The 23,208-nt window shown below is 72.5% G+C and carries 19 protein-coding genes; 11 read left to right on the top strand and 8 right to left on the bottom strand.

Translation table 11 applies throughout. The annotated features are described in order from the left end of the window. Positions 1–391 precede the first annotated feature (391 nt). Positions 392–1,957 (top strand): aldehyde dehydrogenase family protein, encoded by a 1,566-nt coding sequence (locus ACFQGL_RS07650; RefSeq protein WP_377507563.1) that lies wholly within the window; start codon positions 392–394, stop codon positions 1,955–1,957. A 67-nt stretch (positions 1,958–2,024) separates the two neighbouring features. On the opposite strand, the gene ACFQGL_RS07645 is transcribed toward ACFQGL_RS07650, so the two are convergent. Both ACFQGL_RS07645 and ACFQGL_RS07640 read right to left on the bottom strand, forming a co-directional pair. After that, positions 2,025–3,101: a GNAT family N-acetyltransferase gene (locus ACFQGL_RS07645; RefSeq protein WP_377507560.1), complete on the bottom strand. Its 1,077-nt coding sequence runs from the start codon at positions 3,099–3,101 to the stop codon at positions 2,025–2,027. An 88-nt stretch (positions 3,102–3,189) separates the two neighbouring features. Beyond that, positions 3,190–3,897, bottom strand: coding sequence for an ACT domain-containing protein (locus tag ACFQGL_RS07640; protein WP_377507557.1), 708 nt, complete (start codon positions 3,895–3,897; stop codon positions 3,190–3,192). A gap of 147 nt (positions 3,898–4,044) precedes the next feature. Between ACFQGL_RS07640 and ACFQGL_RS07635 the strand changes: the two genes are divergently transcribed. Together ACFQGL_RS07635 and ACFQGL_RS07630 are read left to right on the top strand one after the other, a co-directional pair. Next, entirely contained in the window at positions 4,045–5,124 is a 1,080-nt protein-coding gene (locus ACFQGL_RS07635) for a phosphotransferase family protein (protein WP_377507554.1), read from the top strand. Next, entirely contained in the window at positions 5,124–6,344 is a 1,221-nt protein-coding gene (locus ACFQGL_RS07630; RefSeq protein WP_377507551.1) for an acyl-CoA dehydrogenase family protein, read from the top strand. Before ACFQGL_RS07635 ends, ACFQGL_RS07630 begins: the two co-directional genes overlap by 1 nt. A 323-nt stretch (positions 6,345–6,667) precedes the next feature. Here the strand turns inward: ACFQGL_RS07630 and ACFQGL_RS07625 are convergent, their stop codons facing one another. From ACFQGL_RS07625 to ACFQGL_RS07600, 6 genes are all read right to left on the bottom strand, one after another. After that, entirely contained in the window at positions 6,668–7,714 is a 1,047-nt protein-coding gene (locus ACFQGL_RS07625; RefSeq protein WP_377507548.1) for a LacI family DNA-binding transcriptional regulator, read from the bottom strand. Positions 7,715–7,796: 82 nt separating this feature from the next. After that, positions 7,797–9,242, bottom strand: a complete 1,446-nt coding sequence (locus tag ACFQGL_RS07620) for a GH1 family beta-glucosidase (RefSeq protein ID WP_377507545.1) — start codon at positions 9,240–9,242, stop codon at positions 7,797–7,799. Further along, complete coding sequence (locus ACFQGL_RS07615) at positions 9,239–10,081, bottom strand: carbohydrate ABC transporter permease (protein WP_377507542.1); 843 nt, start codon at positions 10,079–10,081, stop codon at positions 9,239–9,241. The genes ACFQGL_RS07620 and ACFQGL_RS07615 overlap by 4 nt, the downstream gene beginning before the upstream one ends. A gap of 10 nt (positions 10,082–10,091) precedes the next feature. Beyond that, positions 10,092–11,063, bottom strand: coding sequence for a carbohydrate ABC transporter permease (locus ACFQGL_RS07610; RefSeq protein ID WP_377507539.1), 972 nt, complete (start codon positions 11,061–11,063; stop codon positions 10,092–10,094). 121 nt (positions 11,064–11,184) lie between these two features. Further along, the gene (locus ACFQGL_RS07605) at positions 11,185–12,474 is read right to left on the bottom strand and encodes an ABC transporter substrate-binding protein (RefSeq protein WP_377507536.1); all 1,290 of its coding nucleotides are present in this window, start codon (positions 12,472–12,474) and stop codon (positions 11,185–11,187) included. A gap of 205 nt (positions 12,475–12,679) precedes the next feature. Further along, positions 12,680–13,234 (bottom strand): plasmid pRiA4b ORF-3 family protein, encoded by a 555-nt coding sequence (locus ACFQGL_RS07600; RefSeq protein ID WP_377507533.1) that lies wholly within the window; start codon positions 13,232–13,234, stop codon positions 12,680–12,682. A gap of 150 nt (positions 13,235–13,384) precedes the next feature. On the opposite strand from ACFQGL_RS07600, the gene ACFQGL_RS07595 reads away from it, so the two are divergent. From ACFQGL_RS07595 to ACFQGL_RS07560, 8 genes are all read left to right on the top strand, one after another. Then, positions 13,385–14,131: a pyrimidine reductase family protein gene (locus ACFQGL_RS07595; RefSeq protein WP_377507530.1), complete on the top strand. Its 747-nt coding sequence runs from the start codon at positions 13,385–13,387 to the stop codon at positions 14,129–14,131. A gap of 159 nt (positions 14,132–14,290) precedes the next feature. Next, the gene (locus tag ACFQGL_RS07590; RefSeq protein ID WP_377507527.1) at positions 14,291–16,042 is read left to right on the top strand and encodes an ATP-binding protein; all 1,752 of its coding nucleotides are present in this window, start codon (positions 14,291–14,293) and stop codon (positions 16,040–16,042) included. A 17-nt stretch (positions 16,043–16,059) separates the two neighbouring features. Then, positions 16,060–17,208, top strand: a complete 1,149-nt coding sequence (locus tag ACFQGL_RS07585) for an exonuclease SbcCD subunit D (RefSeq protein ID WP_377507524.1) — start codon at positions 16,060–16,062, stop codon at positions 17,206–17,208. Then, a complete protein-coding gene (locus tag ACFQGL_RS07580; RefSeq protein WP_377507521.1) occupies positions 17,208–19,682 on the top strand; it encodes an AAA family ATPase in 2,475 nt (824 codons plus the stop codon). Before ACFQGL_RS07585 ends, ACFQGL_RS07580 begins: the two co-directional genes overlap by 1 nt. Beyond that, complete coding sequence (locus tag ACFQGL_RS07575; RefSeq protein ID WP_377507518.1) at positions 19,679–20,638, top strand: hypothetical protein; 960 nt, start codon at positions 19,679–19,681, stop codon at positions 20,636–20,638. Before ACFQGL_RS07580 ends, ACFQGL_RS07575 begins: the two co-directional genes overlap by 4 nt. An 18-nt stretch (positions 20,639–20,656) precedes the next feature. Next, positions 20,657–21,514 carry a spermidine synthase gene (locus tag ACFQGL_RS07570; protein WP_377507516.1) on the top strand — a complete coding sequence of 286 codons (858 nt, stop codon included), beginning with the start codon at positions 20,657–20,659 and terminating at the stop codon, positions 21,512–21,514. Between the two features lie 124 nt (positions 21,515–21,638). Next, entirely contained in the window at positions 21,639–22,331 is a 693-nt protein-coding gene (locus tag ACFQGL_RS07565; protein WP_377507514.1) for a sigma-70 family RNA polymerase sigma factor, read from the top strand. Next, positions 22,328–23,110, top strand: a complete 783-nt coding sequence (locus ACFQGL_RS07560; protein ID WP_377507511.1) for an anti-sigma factor family protein — start codon at positions 22,328–22,330, stop codon at positions 23,108–23,110. Before ACFQGL_RS07565 ends, ACFQGL_RS07560 begins: the two co-directional genes overlap by 4 nt. Positions 23,111–23,208: the final 98 nt, after the last annotated feature.

Genomic DNA, 23,208 nt, shown 5'->3' with positions numbered 1-23,208 from the left:
CCATCTGGACACAGCAATACGCCTGCCGAACATCGAACCCCCATGCATCTTCGATGGTCCTCGGGGCAGTAGCCCCGGGCAGCGGTCAGGCTATCGAAGATCGCCACCGTCGGTGGTCCCGTGTGTGCAGTGTGGAGCGTGATCAACACCGATGGGTAGCCCTGCTCGGTCGCCGGGCGAACTGAATCACATCATCGACGTCCATCAACTGATGTCTGAGGCCGTGGCAGGTCAGGGCGACCGCCGACGGCACAACCGCACGCCGAACAGGCGGCTCGCGTCCTGCCATACGAACGTACGGTTGCCGGCCCGTCACACGGCGCGGGACAGTACGCCACACCAGCGGTGCCGTCGACGCCGCCGCTCCCCGGTCAACCCTGAGGAGAACGCGATGGCACTACGACTCGCCGAGGGCACCGCCTGGTCCGACGTCCTGGCCCGCGCGGTGGCCGCCACCCCGGAGGCGTTCGGCGCCGAGGTCGACGGCGTCACCGTCCTGCACAACCTGGTCGAGGGCGAGTGGCGCGTGGTCGGCCGCCCCGCCCCGGTCCGTACCCCGGTGGACAACACCGTCGCCATCAACCTGGCCCGGCTCGACGCCGACGCCGCCCGCTCAGCCGTCGCGCACGCTGCCGCCGCGCACCGGGCCTGGGCGCAGACCCCGCTCGCGGACCGCAAGGCGCGGGTCATCGACGCGCTGGACGCGCTCACCGCCCACCGTGACCTCCTGGCGCTGCTGCTGGTCTGGGAGATCGGCAAGCCGTGGCGGCTGGCCTGCGCCGACGTCGACCGGGCGCTGGACGGCGTCCGCTGGTACGCCGACGAGATCGACCGGATGCTGGCCGACGGACGCGAACCGCTGGCCGGCCCGGTCAGCAACATCGCCTCGTGGAACTACCCGATGAGCGTCCTGGTGCACGCCGAGCTGGTCCAGTTGCTCGCCGGCAACGCGGTCATCGCCAAGACCCCGTCCCAGGGCGGCGCGGTCTGCCTGACCGTCGCGCACGCGCTGATGCACCGGGCCGGCCTGCCCGCCACGCTGGTCTCCGGCGGCGGCGAGGAACTGTCCGAAGTGCTGGTCCGGGCACCCGAGATCGGCGCGGTGGCGTTCGTCGGCGGCCGCTCCAACGGCGGCAAGGTGGCCGCCGCGCTCCTGGACACCGACAAGCGGCACTTCATCGAGCAGGAGGGCCTCAACGCCTGGGGCATCTGGAACTTCTCCCAGTGGGACCTGCTCGCCGCGCACCTCAGGAAGGGCTTCGAGTACGGCAAGCAGCGCTGCACCGCGTACCCCCGGTTCGTGGTCCAGCGCGACCTGGTCGACGAGTTCCTCGACATGTACCTGCCGGTGGTCTCCTCGATCCGATTCGGGCACCCGCTCGCCGTGGACGAGACCTGGCGGGCGGGCGACCCACTGCCCGAGCTGGACTTCGGGCCGTTGATCAGCGCAACCAAGGCTGACGAGTTGCGCCGCAAGGTCGAGGAGGCGGTCCGCGGCGGCGCGGTGCCGCTGCACCGGGGCAAGCTGACCAATGCGCCGTTCCTGCCCGGCCAGGACACCTCGGCGTACGTGGCGCCGTCGGTGCTGCTCGCCCCGCCCGGGCGGTCCCGGTTGATGCACGCCGAACCGTTCGGGCCGGTCGACACGATCGTCGTGGTGGACACCACCGACGAACTGCTGGCCGCGATGAACGCCTCCAACGGCGCACTGGTGGCGTCGCTGGCCTGCGACGACACCGACGAGGCCGGCAAGCTCGCGGTGGACCTGCAGGCGTTCAAGGTGGGCATCAACAAGCCGCGCTCCCGAGGCGACCGGGACGAGCCGTTCGGCGGCCGTGGCGCCTCCTGGAAGGGCGCGTTCGTCGGCGGTGACCTGCTGGTGCAGGCGGTCACCGTCGGCGGCGACAACCGGCTCTATGGCAACTTCCCGGACTACAGCAGCTACCCCGCCACCTGACCGGCGGTCCGGGTCGGTCCCCGTCGCCGTACCCGACGGCGGGGACCGACCGCGCGCTGAGCCTGGGCTACCCGCCCGGCGTCAGGGCGGGGCCCTCCCGAAGCACCGGGGCCGGTACGGCGAGCGGAACGGTGAGGGTCAGCAGAGCACCGTCGCGCTCGGTCGAGCTGGGTCGGGCCAGCCGGCGCAGGGTCCGCAGCATCGGAGTGTTCTCGGCCTGTACGTGCAGCACCAGCGCCGCGTACCCGGCCCGGTCGGCGTGCTGTGCCAGCCGACGCAGCAGGGCCGAGCCGAGCCCGCGTCGCTGCCAGTCGTCGCGGACCAGCAGCGCCACCTCGGCCTCGTCACCCTCACCGAGCAGGTTCGCCATGGCGACCACCGACTCGGCCGTGCCGTCGGAGGCGGTGCTCGTGGCGATCAGCGTCAGCCCCCGGGTCGGCTCCAACAGCCGGCGCAGCCGGGCCGACCGCGGGACCCCCGCCCCGCCCAGATAGCGCCGGTGCCGGCTACGCGGCGAGCACGCCTCGTGCAGCTCCAGCACTCCCGCCAGGTCATCACCGCCGGCCGGTCGAACAGCCAGCTCACCGCCGTCAGGCAGCACCAGGGTGACCTGTTCGGTGGCCCGGCGTGCCACGGTGGCGGCCAGCTCGACCAGGGCCTGAGCCCGGGCGTACTCCGCCGGGGTGAAGGCGGGTGCCGCCCGCCGCAGCGCGTACGAGCCGCCCGCCGGGTCGGCCAGCACCATGCTGGTGCCGATGATGCCGCGCTCGACACCGGTCGACGCGGGTCGCCAGCTCACCGAGTCGGCGCCGAGCAGGGCGCGCAGCGCCTCGCCCGTCGCGTCCGGGTCACGCACCAGCCGGTTGGCCAGCCCGAGCACCCGGGTGGGCTGGTCGGCCAGACCGCGCGCCTCGCTGCGCGCCACCCAGCAGTCCCGGCCCCTACCGCGCTCGACGGCGGCCAGCAGCTCGGCCTCGTCGAGCGCGTCCGGCGCGTCGACCAGGAAATCGTCCACCGCGCCCTGCTCGGTGGGCTGCACCTGCAGCGAGAGGATGTTGACCCCGCGCAGCGCGAGGCTCGCCGTGAGCACCGACAGGTAGCCCGGTCGGTCGTCCACGGTGGCTCGAATCCGCCACAACGTCATGGTTGGCTCCCTTCCCCGGTACGAGCCTCGTCCCGCGCTGTTGCCGCCCGATTGCTCGCCGGTGACTTTCGGGAACTGCTCGGCCCGCTCAAGGGCCGGCGACCACCGGTGGCGCGCCGACCAGGTCCAGCCGGTCACCCAGGATCACCGCGCTGGCCTTGACGAGCTGGGTGAGCCGGTCCACCTCGGTGCTGTGGAACGCGGCGGCGCTGAGGGTCTCGTCGCCGTGCTCGCGGGCGACGACCAGCACCAGGCCGGCCCGCCCGAACGGCGTGACCGCGTAGTGGGTGCCGTCGGGCGTGGTCATCGACCGGCCGCGCAGCGGGGTCACCTCGGGCAACCGCGGCGGTACGGGGGCACGCCAGCTGGCGTGCCCGACCGTCGCCCCGCCGGTGCCCCCGCTGCGTGCGGCCCAGTCCACCGGCACCACCGCGGCGACGGCCCAGTCGGCCGCCAACAGCCCGGGTACCGCGTCGACCAGGGTGGCCAGCCCGTCCGCCGGGTTGGCCGCGACCTGGGCCAGCAGCTCCGCGTCCTGGCCGGTGGTGGTGGGCGCGCCGATCGCCCGCCACACACCGTCCACCCGCACGCCCGGAATCGCCGCGAGACCGGCCAACAGCCGCTCCACCCGTGCCGCGCCCGGCCAGACCACCGTGAAGTCGTCCACCGCGCGCCCGCCGAGCCGTTCCAGGACCACCACCTGGACGATGTCCGCGCCGGACACGCCCAGCGTGCGGGCGACCTGGCCGAGCGTGCCCGGACGGTCCGGCAGGGTGACCCGAACTCGCAGCAACATGTCTGTCCCTCCGCTCGGCGGGCCGGCAAGGCGGCCGGCAGGCTGCCCCCAGCCTGCTCGTTGACCATTTCGTCCCTGTTGCAGGGGCATGACCCGAGGGCAAAATCTGACCTTGACAACGTGAGCGACCTGCCATCAACTAGTCGGATGACCGATCCGGCCGTCGATGCGCTCCGGCCGGAGGCCGATCCGGCCTCCCCCGCCGGGCTGGCCCTGGACCGGCTCGCCAGCTATCTGGCCGAGCACCGGCCCGAGCTGGCGGCCGGGCCGCTGCGTGCCCAGTTGATCGCGGGCGGCAAGTCCAACCTCACCTATCTGCTACAGCTCGGCGACCGGGAGGTCGTGCTGCGCCGGCCACCCCTGGGGCACGTGCTGGCCACCGCGCACGACATGACGCGCGAGTTCCGGGTCATCTCGGCGCTGGCCCCGACCGAGGTGCCGGTGCCCGGCGCGCTGCTGCTCTGCGCCGACCCGGAGGTGATCGGCGCGCCGTTCTATCTGATGGAACGGATGCCCGGCGAGGTGTTCCGCAGCCGCCGGCAGACCGACCCGCTGGGCGACGAGCGACGTCGGGCGCTGGCCATGGCGATGATGGACACGCTCGCCGCGCTGCACACCGTCGAGCCGACCGCGGTCGGGCTGGGCGACTTCGGCCGTCCCGAGGGCTACCTGGCGCGACAGGTCCGCCGCTGGGCCGGGCAGCTCGACCGGTCGCGCAGTCGTCCACTGCCCGGCATCGACGAACTGCGGGACCTGCTCGCCGCGACCGCGCCGGAGGGCGCGAACGCCGGCCGGATCGTGCACGGCGACTACCGGCTGGACAACCTCCTCGCCTCGGCCGACCCGGTGGCCGTGCACGCGGTGCTCGACTGGGAGATGGCCACCCTCGGCGATCCGCTGGCCGACCTGGGGCTGCTGCTGACGTACTGGGACGTACTGGGCGGCAGCGAGACGGCCGACGGCAACCCGGTCGCGGACGGGCTGGGCCCACGCGCCGGCTTTCCCACCGGGGCCGAGCTGATCGACCGATACTCCGGGCGCAGTGACGTCGACGTCGGCCCGCTGCACTGGCACGTGGCGCTCGGCTGTTTCAAGCTCGCGGTCATCTGTGAGGGCATCCACTACCGCCACACGCTCGGGCAGACGCTCGGCGAGGGCTTCGACCGGATCGGCGAGATGGTGGCACCGCTGGTCGCGCACGGACTGACCGCCGCCAGGGAGCGGTGATGGACTTCTCGTACGACGCACGGACCGAGGAGCTGCGCGACGAGCTGACCCGGTTCCTGACCGAGCACGTCTACCCGGCCGAGGCGGTGCACGCCGAGCAGTTCGCCGCCGGTGACCCGTGGTCGCGTACCCCCGTGCTGGCCGAGCTGAAGTCCCAGGCCCGCAAGCGCGGCCTGTGGAACCTCTTCCTGCCCGACCCGCGCTACGGCGCCGGCCTAACCAACCTCCAGTACGCCCCGCTCGCCGAGCTGACCGGGCGCAGCCCGCACCTGGCGCCGGAGGCGGTCAACTGCGCCGCTCCGGACACCGGCAACATGGAGTTGCTGGCCGAGTTCGGCTCGGACGCGCAGCGGGAGCGCTGGCTGATGCCGCTGCTGGAGGGTGAGATCCGCTCGGCGTTCTGCATGACCGAGCCCGACGTGGCCTCCTCCGACGCCACCAACATCGCCACCCGGATCACCCGGGACGGCGACGAGTACGTGATCAACGGGCGCAAGTGGTGGTCATCCGGGGCGATGGACCCGCGCTGCGAGATCTTCATCGTGATGGGCAAGACCGACCCGGGCGCCGACCGGCACCGCCAGCAGAGCATGGTGCTGGTCCCCCGGGACACCCCCGGGGTGACCGTGCGCCGGGGCATGACCGTCTTCGGCTACAGCGACGGCTCGCACGGCGGGCACGCCGAGATCGACTTCACCGACGTCCGGGTGCCGGCGGACAACCTGATCGGCGCCGAGGGCACCGGTTTCGCCATCGCCCAGGCCCGGCTGGGTCCGGGCCGGATCCACCACTGCATGCGGCTGATCGGGATGGCCGAGCGGGCACTGGAGCTGCTCTGCCGGCGGGTCAGCGAGCGGGTCGCCTTCGGCCGGCCGCTGGCCGAGCAGGGTGTGGTCCGCGAGTGGATCGCCGAGTCGCGGGTCCGCATCGAGCAGTCCCGACTCCTGGTGCTCAAGACGGCCTGGCTGATGGACACCGTGGGCAACAAGGGTGCGCACACCGAGATCCAGGCCATCAAGATCGGCACCCCGGCGATGGCGGAGTGGGTGATCGACAAGGCCATCCAGGGGTACGGCGGCGCCGGCGTCAGCCAGGACACCCCGCTGGCCGCCCTCTGGGCACAGACCCGCACCCTGCGCCTCGCTGACGGCCCCGACGAGGTCCACCGCTCGTCCCTGGCCAAACGCGAACTCCGCCGCTGGACCCCCACCCCCGCCTAACCCCTCGCGCCCAAGCACGATCGCGCCCCAAGCACGATCGCGCCCCAAGATCGCGCCCGATCCTGGATGTAGTGGCCTCCCGCGCGCACAACACCACTATTTCCACGATCGAGTGCAACCCACCCCGGGATTGCGCGTCGATCATGAGGTTGTCGGGTCGAAACGCGCGGTTTGTCCCCGCCAACCTTCTGATCGACGCGGCGTTGGGGGCGGGCGCGGTGAGAGGCGGGCGCGGTGAGAGGCGGGCGCGGTGAGAGGCGGGCGCGGTGAGAGGCGGGCGCGGTGGGGGGGGGCGCGCGGCGTGGGAAAGGCGGGGGTGGGGTTTAGGCGCTGGCGCGGTGGACCAGTTGGGTTTCCAGGAGGATGTGCGGGGCGGGGAGGTCGTCGCCGCGGATCCGAGCGACCAGCAGCCGGGCCATCTGCCGGCCCATCTCCTCCACCGGCTGGAACACCGTGGTCAGTGGCGGGTCCGCCTGCCGGGCGATCGGCGCGTCGTCGAAGCCGACCACCGCGACGTCCTCGGGCACCCGCCGGCCGGCCTCGCGCAGGGTACGCAGCGCGCCGAACGCCATCAGGTCGGACGCGACGAAGACCGCGTCCAGGTCGGGGCAGGCATCCAGCAGCCGGCGCATCCCGGCCGCGCCGCTGCCCTCGCTGAAGTCGCCGTACGCGATCAGGTCGGGGTCGACGCCGGCCCCGGTGGCCTTGACGGCCTCGGTGTAGCCGGCCAGCCGGGCCAGGCCGGCGCCCATGTCCTGCGGCCCGGCGATGGTGGCGATGCGCCGCCGCCCCCGACCGGCCAGGTACTCCACCGCCTGCCGGGCTCCGCCCACGTTGTCCACGTCGACGAACCAGGCTGGCTGGGCGCCGGGTTGCAGCATCCGTGCCGGCCGACCACCGAGCACGGCCGGCAGGCCACGCTCCTCCAGCAGGGTCGGCAGCGGGTCGGAGTCGTGCAACGACAGCAGGAGTACGCCGTCGACGTGCTGGTTGGTCAGGTGGTGCTCGACGCGCTCCCGCTCCACCGGCGACTGGGCCATGGCCAGCCAGAGCTGCATCGGCGTCTCCAGCAGCCCGGAGCTGATGCCCCGCACGATGGCGGCGAAGAACGGCTCGGTGAAGACCCGTTCGCCGGATTCGGAGACGACCAGCGCGACGGAGTCGGTCCGCTGGGTGACCAGCGCGCGGGCCGCCCGGTTCGGCACGTACCCCAGCTCGGCGATGGCCTGTTGGACCGCGGCCCGGGCCTCCGGGCTGACCTGGGGCGAGCCGTTGACCACGCGGGAGACCGTGCCCCTTCCGACGCCGGCGCGCGCGGCGACCGCGTCGAGGGTCGGGCGCCCGAGCGACCGGGTGCGCTGCGTTGTCATCGTCTGCTCCTCCGACGGCGGGCGGACCCGGTGCCACCTGCCAGAGGTGGGCGCCGGGACCGCCCTGATGGCTGGCCCGAGCCTATTGTGCGGCCAGACCGTTGCGTCGGATCACCGAGGCGTACCACCTGGCGCTGGACTTGGGGATGCGGGCCTGACTGTCGTAGTCGACATGGATCATGCCGAACCGCTTGGTGTAACCCCAGGCCCATTCGAAATTATCCATCAGCGACCAGGCGAAGTATCCGCGCAGGGGTACCCCCGCGGTGATCGTCTCGTGCGCGGCGCGCAGGTGGGCGTCGAAGTAGGCCAGCCGGTCGGTGTCGTCGACCTGACCGTCGACCACGGTGTCCACGAACGCGGCACCGTTCTCGGTGACGTAGAGCGGCAGGTCGGTGTACTCGTCGTGCACCCGGCGCAGCGTCTCGGCCAGCCCGGGGGCGTCGATCTCCCAGTTCATGTCCGTGACCGGGACGCCCCGCGAGACGAACCGGACGTCCTCGCTGCCCGGCCAGCAGGAGGGTGCCGGCTCCGCCGGCTCCACCGCTTCCGCCGGCTCCACCGGCGACTCGGCGGCGGCGACCACGTGCCGGCTGTAGTAGTTGATCCCCACCAGGTCCAGCGGGATGGAGATGGTGGCCAGGTCACCGTCGCGTACGTGGTCGAAGTCGGTCACCGTGCTCAGGTCGGCCACCAGGTCCGCCGGGTACGACCCGCGCAGCAGCGGGTCGAGGAAGAACCGGTTGGCCAGTGCGTCGATCCGGCGGGCGGCGTCCACGTCGGCGGGGGCGTCGGTGGCCGGGTCGACCGGGTAGAGGTTGACCGTCACGCCCACCTCGGCACTCGGCCGGGCGGCCCGCAGCGCCTGCACGGCGAGCCCGTGACCGAGCATCAGGTGGTGCCCGGCGCGGACCGCGGCCGACCCGTCGGACCGACCGGGAGCGTGCACGCCGGAGCCGTAGCCGAGGAACGCCGAGCACCACGGCTCGTTCAGCGTGGTCCAGTAGCGCACCCGATCGCCGAGCGCGTCGGCGACCAGCGTCGTGTAGTCGGCGAACCGGGCGGCCGTGTCCCTGCTCGGCCAGCCGCCGGCGTCCTCCAGCGGCTGCGGCAGGTCCCAGTGGTAGAGGGTGAGCCACGGCTCGATGCCGTTCGCCAGCAGCTCGTCGACGAGCCGACGGTAGAAGTCGAGACCACGCGGGTTGGCCGGGCCGACGCCGCCGGGTTGGACCCGGGGCCAGGAGACCGAGAAACGGTACGACGCGAGGCCCAGCTCGGCCATCAGCGCGACGTCGTCGCCGAGCCGGTGGTAGTGGTCGCAGGCCACGTCGCCGGTGTGCCCGGCGAGCACCCGGCCGTCAGTATGGCTGAAGGTGTCCCAGATCGACGGGGTACGGCCGTCCTCGGCCGCGGCCCCCTCGATCTGGTACGCCGCGGTCGCGGCTCCCCACAGGAAGCCGGGCGGGAAGGTCAACCCGGGGCGCTCGTCGAGGACGCCGACGGCGGGCGTGCTGGCGGGGTCGCTCACGACTTGACGGCACCTTCCATGATCCCGCCGATGATCTGGCGGCCGAACACGATGAACACGATGACCAGCGGTACGGTGCCGATGGCCGTGGCGGCGAACACCTGCGAGTAGTCCGTGTAGTAGGCGTACGACAGGAACGCCAGGGACACCTGCAGGGTGGGGTTCTCCGGGGTGAGCACGGCGTACGGCCAGAGGTAGGAGTTCCACGTCTCCATGAAGGTCAGCAGGCCGAGTACGGCCGCGGCCGGGCGCAGTGCCGGCAGCACGATGTTCCAGTAGATGCGGAACGTGTTGGCCCCGTCGACCCGGCCGGCCTCGATGAGTTCGTCGGAGACGGCCTGGCTGGCGTACTGCCGCATCATGAACACGCCGAAGGCGCTGACCAGGAACGGCACGGTCACCGCGTAGAGGGTGTCGTACCAGTCGAAGTCCTGGATCATGCCCCAGAGCGGGATGAGCCCGAGCTGGGTGGGGATCATCATGGTCACGATGATCGACAGCAGCAGCACGTTGCGGCCCCGGAAGCGCAGCTTGGCGAACGCGAAGCCGGCCAGCGACCCGGTGATCACCACGGAGAGGGTGACCACCGAGGAGACGATCAACGAGTTGAGCAGGCCGGTGACGAAGTTCGCCGCGTCGTTGTCGAGCACCCGGCCGACGTTGTCCCCGAACGAACCGCCGGGTGTCATCGGCGGCGGGACGTCGTTGATCGCGTCCAGGCTGCGGGTGGCGATGACGATCATGTAATAGAAGGGGTAGATGGAGAAGAGGACCGCCAGCACGAGTGCGCAGTAGGTCAGCGGGCTGGTGCGCCAGAGGCGCCGGGAGGCGGAGTTCACGGCTGGCTCCTCACTTGACCGTGCGGCGGACGAGCAGGAAGTTGAGCAGCGAGACCAGCGCGATCATGATGAACATCGCCCAGGCGACGGCTGCGCCGTACCCCGCGGTGTTCAGGTTCTCGATGCCCAGCTCGTACATGTACATGGCCAGCGTCTGGAACTCCCGCTGGTCGCCGCCGGTGATGTTGCCGTTGGCGAAGACCAGCGGCTCGGTGAAGAGCTGCAGGCCGCCGATGGTGGACAGGATCACCACGAAGACGAAGGTGGGGGTGAGCATCGGCAGGGTGATCCGCCAGAACTGCTTCCACTGGCTCGCCCCGTCGATCGCCGCCGCCTCGTAGAGGTCGCGCGGGATGGCCTGCATGCCGGCCAGCAGGATCAGCGTGTTGTAGCCGGTCCACCGCCAGTTGACCATCGAGGCGACGGCGGTCCAGGAGCTCCAGCGTTGGGCGTCCCAGTCCACCGGGTCGACGCCGACCATGCCGAGCAGCCAGTTGAACACGCCGAAGTCACGCTGGAACAGCATCCCGAAGACGATCGCCACCGCCGCGACCGAGACCACGTTCGGCATGAAGATCGCCATCCGGAACAGCGTCCGGGCGCGCAGGAACGTGCGGTTGAGCAGGTTCGCCAGGAACAGGGCGAGCAGCAGCTGCGGGACGGTGGAGAGCAGGAAGATGCCGAACGTGTTGAGGGTGGCGTTCCAGAAGTAGTCGTCCCGGACCAGCGCGACGTAGTTGTCGAACCCGATGAAGGTGTGTGCGCCGACCAGGTTCCAGTCGTGCAGCGACATCCACGCGGTCCGCAGCATCGGATAGAACCCGAAGATGCCGAAGATCACGAAGAACGGCGCGATGTAGAGGTACGGCGAGAGCTTGAGGTCCAGGCGGGTCAACGAGTGCGCTCGGGACCGACGCGGCGTGGGCGGATGAGGCGGGGGCGCCGCGGGTGGCGGCGGCGCCGTCGTGGCCGACAGGCTCATGGGGATTCCTTTCCCGGCGCCGGCCTGACCGGCGCTGCGGGGGTGGTACGCGGAACGGGGACGCGACCGGTGGCGTCCGGACGGCTGCCCGGACGCCACCGCTGCGGAGTTGGGTCAGAGGTCAGAAGGCGCCCTGGGTCTTGGCGTCCTTGGCGAACTGCTCCCAGGCCTTGCCCTGCTGGGCCTGCCCGCTCTCGTACGACCGCAGTGCCGGCTCGAAGGCGTTCTCCTTGATCCCCTGGTGCTTCGGGCCGAGGTGCAGCGGCTGGATCTTCGCCACGCTCTCACCGAAGACCTTGCCGGTCGGGGCACCGTTGAAGTACTCGTTGGTGTAGCTGAGGAACTCCGGGTTCTTCAGCGCCTCCAGGTTGGTCGGCAGCGGGCCCTTGAGCTTGAACGCCGCGACCTGGCTCTGCGCGTTGGTCAGGTACTCGGCGAGCTTGGCCGCCTCCTTCGGGTACTTGCTCTGCGCCGGAACGCTGAGCCAGGAGCCACCCCAGTTACCGGCACCGCCGGGGACCGGCGCGACGTCCCACTTGCCCTTGTTCTCCGGCCCGGAGTTGTCCGCGACGATGCCGAGCATCCAGGACGGGCAGAAGGTGGCCGCGAAGGTGCCCTGCTTGAAGCCGGCCGACCACTCCGGTGACCAGGTGGCGGTCTTGGCGGTGATGTTCGCGTCGGCCATCGCGATGGCGGTGTCCCACGCGGTCTTGACGGCCGGGCTGGTCTCGGCGACGACGTTGTCGTCCTTGTCGTAGAACAGGTCGCCGCCCTGCTGGAACATCACCGCGCTGGCCGCGGTGGTGACCGAGTCGAGCATGCCCTTGCCGGTGGCCGTGCGGTACTTCTTGCCGGTCTCGATGAACCCGTTCCAGTCCGGCCAGAGCGCCGCGACCTGGTCCCGCTCGGTGGGCAGCTTGGCGGCCTGGAACAGGTCGCGGCGGTAGCAGACCGCGAGGCTGCCGACGTCGGTGGGCAGGCCGATCAGCCGGCCGTCCGGCGCCTTGCCCAGCTCGTACTTCCAGGGCAGGTAGTCCTTGCTGTGGTCGGCCACCAGCGGGGCGAGGTCGGCCCAGTTGGCCGGGTTGGCCTTGAACTCGTTGAGGATGCCCTCTTCGAGCGCGATCACGTCGGAGGCGCCCTTGCCGGTGGCCAGGGCCCGGACGATCTTCGGCCGGTACTCGTTGAGCTGGGCGGTCTTGCGCAGCTCGACCTTGATGCCGGTGTCCTTTTCGTACTGCTTGATGATCTCGTCGTAGCCGAACTCGCCGAAGGTGTCGACGACCAGCTTGGCCGGCTTCTCGCCGGCCGCCGGCTCGTCGTCCTTGCCGCAGGCCGTGAGACCGCCGATGGCGGTGATCGCGGCCAGGGCAGCGGCCGCCAGGCGGGTACGCCGCGTGGTGACGCTCATTCGGGACCCCTCTTTCCGGTGGTGAGGCTGGGTGGGTGTGGTGGGGGGTGCGTGTCGCGCGCCGGGTCGGCAGGACGTGAGTGACCCGCGCCACTCCGGGAGCGCTCCCATGAGATTGCCGGCGGGTAACGGGAGTGTCAATAGGACGATGGGAGCGTTCCCAGATCGTTACCGCTCGGCCCCGGGGATCAGGTGAGGCGACGGATCAGGTGAGGCGACGAAGGAGCGTGCTGGTACGGGGAGCGTCGAACCAGGACGGGTCGAAGGTGGGGCCGGCCCAGTCCCGCAGCGCGGCGTACCCCGGATCGGCGAAGGCGGTCGGGTCGGCCAGCGCGACCAGCAGCGCCCGGTAGGCCGACGGCCCACCGACGCTCTCCGGTGGACAGGCCCGCTCGCCGTCCAGGCAGACCGGGTACCGCTCGTCGGGGTCGGCGGTCAGCGCGTCCTCGACCACCAGGTCGTGCTCCCACCAGTCGCCGAAGTCGTAGAGGTAGGAGAACCGGCTGCCCTTACCGAGCACCGCGTCCAACCGGACGTCCAGCTCGTCCTCGAACGCCAACTCGCCGTCCGGGTCGGGCTCGCCGTACTGCACCGCGTCGATATCGAACGAGTGCAGGTGGCAGTCCCGCCAACCCATCGCGTACTGCACCACCCGGTGCAGCCGGTCCAGCGTGTAACCGGCCGGAACGAGCACCCGACGCCAGACCGTCGGGCGTACGCCGACGAGGGTCATCTTCAGCTGGAAGATCTGACGCGGCATGCTGTCCCGTCCTTCCACGGCTTAGGCTGCCAGCATGATCTGCCGAGCGTGCCGGGCCCGGCGACACGACGACTGCCCGGGCCGGAACTGGTGCGACTGCCAGCACCGTACCGCCCGACCGACCCCTCCGGTCAGCGGTCCGGCCAGCGAATGAACGCCGGAATCCCGATCCGGCGACTCTGGCCCGACCCGTCGGCGCTGCCGCTCGACGACGCCGAGTTGACCGCCCTCTACGGCCGCGCCGAGCGCCCCCGGCTGCGGGTCAACTTCGTGGCCAGCCTGGACGGCGCCGTCACTCTGGACGGCTACTCCGCCGGGCTCTCGGGCGAGCCGGACAAGCGGGTCTTCAGCCTGCTGCGGATGCTCTGCGACGCGCTCGTGGTGGCCGCCGGCACACTGCGCCACGAGGGCTACCGGGCGGTCCGGCTGGACGAACGCCGCCGCGCCTGGCGCCGGGAGCGGGGGCTGGCCGAGTGCCCGACGCTGGTGGTCGTCTCCGGCTCGCTCGACCTGGACCCGGCGCACGCCGCCTTCGCCGACGCGCCGGTCCGGCCGATCGTGCTCACGCACGACGCCGCCCACGCACCGCCCGGTCTGACCGACGTCGCCGACGTGCTGCGGTACGGCACCGACCGGGTCGACCTGGCCGCCGGCATCGCCGAGCTGCACCGACGCGGGCTGGCCCAGCTGCTCTGCGAGGGCGGGCCACACCTGTTCGGCGCGCTCACCGCCGCCGACCTTATCGACGAGCTGTGCCTCACCGTCGCCCCGCTGCTCGCCGGGCCGGGGCCGGGCCGGATCACCGCCGGCGACACCGCCCCGCCCCGGCAACTGCCGCTGCGGCACGTGCTGGCCGCCGACGACGGCGTGCTCATGCTCCGCCACGCGCGCCCGTGACCCGACCGGCGACAGGTTGTCGTCGGCCGGGCACCCAGCGTCCCGAGCGCGAAGGACCAGGGTGTCGTCCGCCGCGTCGCGTGGCGGCGTGTCGTACTCCTCGGGCAGGATGCACGTCATGCGCGCCGACCGTGATGCCCGACCGACCCGAGTCGCCCGATGACCGACGCCGGCCACGACAGCCCGGGCGAGGCGGTCGGCCGGGTGCTGGGCACCGCCGACGCCACTCCGCTGCAGTTCTGGACGGCCGTGGCGCCCGGCAGCTACCTCCAACTCGACGACGTGGTGGTCACCCATCGTGAGCTGCCCGACCGGGAGCCGGTGACGATCGCCGGGGTGGTCACCCAGGTCCGCGCCCGACACGAGGGCGCGCAGTTCGAGTCGGACGTGTTCGCCATCGCCGACGGCACGCTTCCCGCGCAGGTGCAGGAGGCGGCCGAGATCACCACCACCCGGGTCGACCCGGAGCTCTACGTGCCGCCGACCCCCGGGGCGATCGTGCACCGCGCCGAGGGCGACGCCCGGGCGCGGGCGCTGCACTTCGACCGGATGGAGCGGCGGATCCCGATGGGGATGGGCCGCGACGGGGTGCCGGTCTATCTCAACGCCGACTTCCTCGACGGCAGCCGGGGCGCGCACGTCTCGATCTCCGGCATCTCCGGCGTCGCCACCAAGACCAGCTTCGCCACGTTCCTGCTCTACTCGGTCTTCCGCTCCGGGGTGCTGGGTGGCGACGCGGTCAACGCCAAGGCGTTGATCTTCAACGTCAAGGGCGAGGACCTGCTCTTCCTCGACCACCCCAACACCCGCCTCGACGACGCCACCCGGGCGGCGTACGCGAAGCTCGGGCTCAGCGCCGGGGCCTTCCCCGACGTGCGGGTGTACGCCCCACCCCGGGTCGGCGACTCGGCCGGCACACCGGACGTGAGCAGCCGCCTGACCGGGGTGGACGCCTTCTACTGGACGCTCAGCGAGTTCTGCGCCGACCGGCTGCTGCCGTACGTCTTCGCGGACGCCGACGACGAGCGCCAGCAGTACACGATGGTGGTCCACTCGGTCGCCGCGCACCTGGCCCGGTACGCCCAGCCGGCCGACGGCGGGGTGAGCATCGACGGCGTCCGACTCGGCTCCTACGCCGACCTGGTCGACCACATCGTCGACCAACTCAACGACGACGAGACCCGGTCCGACTGGGCCGGCAGCGCGGTCGGCCTGGGCACCGTCAACGCGTTCGCCCGTCGGTTGATCGGCAGTAAGAAGGACCTCGGCCGGCTGATCCGGGGCGACCTGGCCACCCGCCGCCCGCACTCGATCAACACCAGCGAGTCCGCCCAGGTCACCGTCGTCGACCTGCACAACCTTCCGGACCGCGCCCAGCGGTTCGTGGTCGGTGTGACGCTCAAGAGCGAGTTCGAGCGCAAGGAGAAGTCCGGCACCGCCAAGCCGCTGCTCTTCGTCGTCCTCGACGAGCTCAACAAGTACGCCCCCCGGGAGGGCTCCTCGCCGATCAAGGAGGTGCTGCTGGACATCGCCGAGCGGGGCCGCTCACTCGGCGTGATCCTGGTCGGCGCGCAGCAGACGGCGAGCGAGGTGGAGCGACGGATCGTGACCAACTCGGCGATCCGGGTGGTCGGCCGGCTCGACCCGGCCGAGGCGTCCCGCCCGGAATACGGGTTCCTGCCGCCGGCGCAGCGGCAGCGGGCGTTGCTGGCCAAGCCGGGCACCATGTTCGTCAACCAGCCGGACATCCCGGTGCCGCTCTGCCTGGAGTTCCCGTTCCCGGCCTGGGCCACCCGGGTCTCCGAGGCGGGTCGGGCACCATCGGAGACGCTGCGCTCGATCACCCAGTCCGCCGACCCGTTCGCCGTGGTGGGTTCCGGCGGCGGCACCGACGACGACATCCCGTTCTAGGGAAGGCCGGCACAGCCATGAAGATCCTGCACACCTCGGACTGGCACGTCGGCAAGGTGCTCAAGGGCCAGTCCCGGGCGGAGGAGCACAAGGCCGTACTCGCCGGGGTGATCGACATCGCCCGCGCCGAACAGCCGGATCTGGTGATCGTCGCCGGTGACCTCTACGACACCGCCGCGCCCACCTCGGAGGCGACCCGGCTGGTCACCCGGGCGCTGACCGCGTTGCGCCGCACCGGCGCGGACGTGGTCGCGATCGGCGGCAACCACGACAACGGCGCGGCGCTGGACGCGCTGCGGCCGTGGGCGGACGCGGCCGGCATCACGCTGCGCGGCGCGGTTCGGGAAAACCCGGACGAGCACGTGATCGACGGCGTCACCGCGAGCGGGGAACGGTGGCAGCTGGCCGCGTTGCCGTTCCTGTCCCAGCGGTACGCGATCCGCGCGCTGGAGATGTACGAGCTGACCGCCGCGGAGACCAACCAGACCTACGCCGACCACCTGGGCCGGGTGCTGGGCCGGCTCACCGAGGGCTTCACCGAACCGGACCGGGTGCACCTGGTCACCGCGCACCTGACGGTGACCGGCGCGGCCACCGGCGGCGGCGAGCGGGACGCGCACACCGTGCTGGGCTACGCCGTGCCGGCCACCGTCTTCCCGGCCACCGCGCACTACGTGGCGCTGGGTCACCTGCACCGGGCGCAGCGGGTCGCGGGCCCCTGCCCGGTGCGCTACAGCGGCAGCCCGCTCGCGGTCGACTTCGGCGAACAGGAGAACGTCCCCTCGGTGACGATGGTCGAGGTGACGGCCAGCACCGCCGCCCGGGTCCGGGAGGTTCCGGTGACCGCGGCGAGCGCACTGCGTACCGTGCGGGGCACCCTGGCCCAGCTCGCCGAGATCGAGGCGCCGGACGCCTGGCTGCGGGTGTACGTCCGGGAGCAACCCCGCGCCGGCCTGCGCGAGGAGATCCAGGAGCTGCTCCCCCGGGCACTGGAGATCCGGATCGACCCGGAGCTGCTCGCCGCGCCGGGCAGCGGAGCCCGGATCGCGCAGCGCTCGGGGCGCTCGCCCCGGGAGTTGTTCGCCGACTACCTGGACAGCCGGGGGCACGCCGACGAGGGCGTCCAGGAACTCTTCGACGAGCTCTTCGAGGAGGTCGATCACTGATGCGGCCGATGCGCTTGGACATGGCCGGGTTCACGGTCTTCCGGGACGACACCACCGTCGACTTCACCGACGCCGACTTCTTCGCCCTGATCGGCCCCACCGGCTCGGGCAAGTCCACCGTGCTGGACGCCATCTGTTTCGCCCTCTACGGCACGGTGCCCCGCTGGGGTGGCACCCGGGGGCTGGCCAACGCGCTCGCGCCGTCGGCGACGGAGGCCCGGGTGCGGCTGGTCTTCGAGTCCGGTGGTGCCCGGTACGTGGCGACCCGGGTGGTCCGTCGGGACGGCCGGGGCAACGTCAAGACCGCGAACGCCGGGTTGCAGCTGATGCCGGCCGGCTTCGACGTGACCAAACTGGACACCGGGCTGAGCCCGGACGACCTCGGCGAGGTGGTGGCCGGCACCCCCGCCGAGATGGAGCAGGCGGTGCTGGAGGCGGTGGGGCTGCCGTACGAGCAGTTCACCAGCTGTGTGGTGCTACCGCAGGGGCAGTTCGCCGACTTCCTGCACGCCAAGCCGGCGACCCGGCAGCAGATCCTGGTCAACCTGCTCGGCCTGGGCGTCTACGAGGACGTGCAGAAGCGGGCGACGGCACGCGCGGCGCAGGCGGAGGCCCGGCTGGACGCGGTCGACCAGGTGCTCGCCGGGCTCACCGGCGTGGACGACGAGTCGTTGGCCGAGGCCGACGCCCGGGTCGACCGGATGGGCGAGTTGGCCGCGGCGGTGACCGCCGCCGTGCCGGAGTTGGCCGCGGCCCGGGCCAGCGCGCGGGAGGCCTCCACGGCGCTGACCGCCCTGGACGACGAGCTGACCGTGCTGACCGGGGTGCGTGCGCCGGGCGGGGTGGCCGAGGTGGCGCTCGCGGTGACCGCGGCGCGGGCCGAGGCCGAGGCGGCGTCCGCCGCGGTCTCGCTGGCCGAGGACCGGGAGGAGAAGCTCCGCGGCGAGCTGGCCGGCGCCGGGGACGAGAGCGCCGTACGACTGCTGCTGCGGGCGTACGACGATCGGGACCGGCTGACCGGCGAGGCCGAGACGGTCCGCGCGGCGGTGAGCGCGGCGGGCGCCGAACACGCCACGGCGGTGGCCGCGCTGGCCGCCGCCCGCGTCGACGCCGAGCGGGCCGAGGCCGAGCTGGAGGCGGCTTTCCGGGCGCACGAGGAGGCCAAGGCCACCGACCTGGCGGTCAGCCTGCGGGTGCACCTGCATGCCGGCGCTCCCTGCCCGGTCTGTACGCGACCGGTGGCCGAGGTGCCGGCGGTGCCGGCCGACTCGGCGGTGGCCGCCGCCTCGGCGGCCGGCAAGGCGGCGCGGGCCGCCACCAAGGCCGCGCAGGCGACCGTGCAGCAGCGCGACGCGGCGGCACGCGACCTGGAACGGGTGCTGGTGCAGGCCCGGGCCCGGCAGGAGCAGTTGGACGCCCGGCTGGCCGAGCTGGCCGGGCAGCTCTCCGGCACGGCCGAGCCGGCGGTGCTGCGGCGGGAACTGGCCGAGCACGCCCGGCTGCGGCGTGCGCTGGAGGAGGCGGCGACGGCCGTGCGGGCCGGCCGGGACACCGCCCGCCGGACCCGCTCCGGGGTGGACGCGGCCGAGGAGCGGCTGCGGGCGGCCTGGCGGGGGTTCGACACCGCTCGCGACGGGCTGGCCCGGTTCGGCCCGCCCGCGACCGATCGGGACGACGTCGCCGCCGCGTGGGCGGCGCTGACCGACTGGGCGACGGCCGAGGCGGATCGCCGTCGCGCGGACCGGGCCGGCCGGGCCGCGGTCGTCGCGGAGGCCGAGGCGGCGGCCGACGGGGTGCAGCGGAGCATCGCGGCCATCTTCGCGGCCGTGGACGTGCCGGTGGGCGACGATCCGGTGCACGCCGCGACGGTGGCGGTGGAGCGGGCCGAGGCCGACCGACGTCGGCTGCGGGAGCGCCGGGAGCAGGCGGGCACGTTGCGCGAGCAGCGCGCGGGGCACGAGTTCCAGGCGCAGGTCGCCCGCGCGCTCGCGGGGCACCTGCGGGCCAACAACTTCGAGCGGTGGCTGCTGGCCGAGGCCCTGGACCTGCTGGTCGACGGCGCGTCGGGGATCCTGCGGGAGCTGTCCGGCGGGCAGTACGAGCTGGTGCACGACAAGGGCGAGTTCTTCGTGGTCGATCACCACGACGCGGGACTGCGCCGGGGCGTACGCACCCTCTCCGGCGGCGAGACGTTCCAGGCGTCGTTGGCGTTGGCGTTGGCGCTCTCCGAGCAGTTGGCCGGGATGTCGACCACGGCCGCGAGCCTGGAGTCGATCGTCCTGGACGAGGGCTTCGGCACACTGGACGCGGCCACCCTGGACACGGTGGCGGCCACCCTGGAGAACCTGGCCGCCCGGGGGGACCGGATGGTCGGTGTGGTCACGCACGTGCCGGCGCTGGCCGAACGGATCCCGGTGCGCTTCGAGGTTCGCAAGGACGCCCGCTCGGCGCGTGTGGAACGGACCGGCCGGTGAGCGAGGCCGCGTTCTTCGTCGACACGTGGGATCCGGCGTACGGGGCGTCGTTCGAGGCGTCCGCGTCCGGGCCGGCCACGCCGAGCAGCGCGCAGGTCGACGCGGACGTGGAGCTGCCGGCCGTGGACTGGCGGGCGATCGGGGTACGCCCCGGAGTGCGGGCGCCCGACGTGGTGCTGCTGGTCGACGGGGTCCGCCGGATCGACGCGAGCATCTGGACGGCCGAGGAGGACGGCGGGTCGTTTCCCGGGCTGGCCGCCTCGTACGCGGCCGGGGTGGTCCGCTGTGACCTGGGCCGGGGTGCGGCGCAGTTGGCCGGCACCCGGGTGGGCCGGGGCCTGTTCACGGCGAGCCCGTCGGCGCAGGACGTGGCGGCCGGGGCGATCCGTTATCCGGTGCACCGGGTGGGCGGCACCGGCGAGTTGGCCAAGCTGCCGGCCGCCGTGCAGGGGCCGTTGACCGCGTTGGAGGTGGCGGTCTCCGACGCCGCCCGGGTCGACGGTGACCTGCTGGTGGTGGACGGTCCGTTGCGCAGTCGCCGGCAGTTGCCGCGCACGCTCGGATACATCAAGACCCAGCACAGCCAATACCTCGACGCGCGGCTGACCGCGGTGGTGACCGGTATGGCGTCCGGTGAGCGCTCGCCGGTGTTCCAGCTCGGCACGGCCTGGGGCGGCTGGTCGTGGTACCTGCGGCTACCGGTGGCGATCGGTGCGCCGTGGGCCGGCATCGTCCGGGTGGAGTGCTCCGCCGACCTGCCCGTCGAGGCGGCGATCGAGCTGGCCGACCTGTCGCTGGTCACCCTGCCCCGGTTCGCGTCGACCCCGTACAAGGACCCACGGGCCCCGCAGAACCTGATTCCGATCGCCGGTCTGGAGCGCCGGCTGCGGGCGCTGCTCGGCGACTCCCGACTGCTGCACCGCGCGCTGACCGCCGCGGCCCGCGCGGCCCGCTGACCGCGGCGGCTGGTCGCGATGGGACGCAAACGGGCGAGTGACCGGGTGGTCGAGCAGGTGGACACCGGCCAGGCCGAGCTGGTGCCGGCGCCGGACCGGCCGGGCTCGTGGACGTTGCTGCTGGACGGCGCTCCGCAGTCGCACGTCGACCTGACCGACCCGACCTACCTGGAGTTCGAGTACGTTCGGCGGCTGGCCGCCGCGTTGGACCTGATCGCGCCGGCCGGCGAGCCGCTGCGGGTGCTGCATCTCGGCGGCGGCGCGCTGACCCTGCCCCGGTACGTCTCGGCCACCCGGCCGGGCTCGACCCAACGGGTGTCCGAGGTGGACGGCGCACTGGTGGATCTGGTCCGCCGGGCGCTGCCCTGGCCGGCCGATCCTCGACTGCGGGTCCGGGTCGGCGACGCTCGGGCGGCGCTTGCCTCCACCCGGGACGCCAGTTACGACGTGGTGGTCGCCGACGTCTTCGCCGGTGCCCGCACCCCGGCCCATCTGACCTCGGTGGAGTACGCCGCCGAGGTGGCCCGGGTGCTGCGCCCGGCGGGCTGGTACCTGGCGAACCTCGCCGACGGTCCGCCGCTGCGGCACGCCCGGGGTCAGGTCGCGACGGTCCGCTCGGTGCTGCCCGAGGCGTGTCTGGTCGGGGACGCGGCCGTGCTGCGCGGTCGGCGGTACGGCAACCTGGTGCTGGTCGCCGGGCGTACCGCGCCGCCGGTGCCCGAGCTGTCCCGGCGGGCGGCCGGCGACTGGTTTCCGGGTCGGGTGGTGGCCGGCGACGAGTTGGACCGCTTCGCCGGCGGGGCCCCGGTGGTCGCCGACGCCGACGCCACCGGCTCGGACCCACCGCCGCCGGGTCTGTTCTCCGTCCGCCGCTGACCAGTCGACCGGCCGGGCGCGGAACTTTTTTCGCCGTTTGTTGATCCGTTCGGGGCGGCGCTGCGTACCACCGAGCGGCCCGACCCGTGGGCCGGCGTTGGTGACGGAAACCCCGGAGGTCTGCATGCATGCGGTGGCGGCCGGCTGGCATGGCGACGCGGTTCGCGCTGACTGGTTGTCCGCGCGGTCGTCGTCGCGGCCGACCAGTTCTCCCCGAGGGGTCGACGCCCGAGCGACGTCTCGCCAGAATGGTCCGGTGACGCCGCGATCGACGCCCGGTCGCCACCAGGCAACGTCAACCGAGGCAAGCCATTCCGACCAGTTGATCCGGCTGCTCTACGCCGAGCACGCCGGTCCGTTGCTGATGTTCGTCATGCGGCTCACCGGGGGGGACCGGCAGCGCGCGGAGGACATCGTCCAGGAGACACTGCTGCGTGCCTGGCGTAATGCGCACCGCCTCGGTGTGCACGGCCAGGGTTCGCTGCGGCCGTGGCTGGTCACGGTGGCCCGCCGCATCGCCATCGACGAGCACCGCAGCCAGGAGGCCCGGCCGCCGGAGACGTACGACCGGGACCTGACCGCGTTCGCCGAGGCGGACAGCACCGACCGGGTGCTGCGCACGATGACGGTGGCGGACGCGCTGCGTACGCTGAGCCAGTCGCACCGGGAGATCCTGGTCGCGACGTACTTCCGGGGGCGGACGGTGCCGGAAGCTGCCGAGGAGTTGGGGCTGCCACTCGGCACCGCCAAGTCGCGGGTCTACTACGCGCTGCGCGCGCTTCGCACGGCTCTGCAGGAGCGGGGGGTGACAGAATGAGCCGGCCGGACCACATGGACGTCGCCGCGTACGCGCTCGGTGTGCTCGACGAGCAGGACACCGAGCGGTTCGAGGAGCATCTCGCCGCCTGCTGGGCGTGCGCGGCCGAGTTGGAGACGATGGTGCCGGTCGTCGGGCTGCTCTCCGGCATCGACGGCGAGACGATGATGGCGCTGGAGCAGACCGCCACCGATCCGGCACTGCTGGATCGGACGCTGGTCGCGGTCCGTGCCGATCGACGGCGTACCCGATTCCGCCAGCTGCTCGCGACCGCCGCGGCGGTGGTGGTCTTCGGTGGGCTGACCGGGTTCGCTTTCGTCAGCGTCACCGATGACGCGCCGCCGGGAGTGCTCGCCGATCCGACGCAGAGCACGTCGGTGAACGATCCGCCGACCAGCGTGCCGTCGACGGCGCCGACCGGCCCGGGCATCGGCGGCACCGAGGAGGAGGGCGACCAGGTGGAGGCCACCGACCCCACCACCGGCGTGCAGACGACCATGTTCCTGGTCACCCGGGAATACGGCACGCGGGTCAACTTCAGCCTGCGGAAGCTGCCTGGCCCGCGTACGTGTCGGCTGGTCGTGGTGCGCAAGAACTCCACCACCGAGGTCATCTCGACGTGGTCGGTTCCGGAGGGTGGTTACGGCACCAGCTCGCGCCCGCAGGGTCTCGAGTTGAGCGCGTCGACGTCGGCCCCGGTGGGCGACATCAAGCAGTTCCTGGTGCAGTCGGTGGACGGTAACGGGGTGGCCAGCCCGCTGGTCACGGTGCCCATGTAAGGTTCCGCACCACATCGGCGCCGGTCATTGTCACAATGGCCGGCGCCGATCTGTCGTGCGGCGGGAACGATCCCGTGCAGTGCCGTACGTATTGCCGG

Source organism: Micromonospora vulcania, assembly GCF_042658605.1.
GTDB lineage: Bacteria > Actinomycetota > Actinomycetes > Mycobacteriales > Micromonosporaceae > Micromonospora > Micromonospora vulcania.
This window is presented reverse-complemented; position numbering and strand designations above follow the sequence as displayed.